Here is a 281-nt window from a genome sequence, read left to right on the forward strand (position 1 = left end):
GAATTTCGCTGATCGCGGCAACCGCCTTGTCTTCTTTCTTCCATTCACGCATACGGCGTTCGATCCCGGCGATCTGCTCGTCCAGTCTCGCCAACCCGTTCCACTGTTCACGCAACGTATCGATCAGTGCCGCCGGCAGATGCTCCGCGAGCCGGCCAAGTGCCGCCAGTATTTCCATGTCCAGTTTCGCTCGTCCCCGGCTCATCACCTCGCCGTATTCCGCCAGCAATCCACGCAGTCCGTTGCTCTGCATCGTGCGGAATTTCACCAACTGCTCGCGC

Annotated in this window: 1 pseudogene; it reads right to left on the bottom strand. The window is 59.8% G+C overall.

Annotation, left to right across the window (positions count from 1 at the left end):
- Positions 1-281 (bottom strand): annotated as a pseudogene (locus HZI36_RS27645) (IS110 family transposase); the annotation flags it as partial.

The sequence above is a fragment of the Burkholderia guangdongensis genome, assembly GCF_013403875.1.
GTDB lineage: Bacteria > Pseudomonadota > Gammaproteobacteria > Burkholderiales > Burkholderiaceae > Burkholderia > Burkholderia guangdongensis.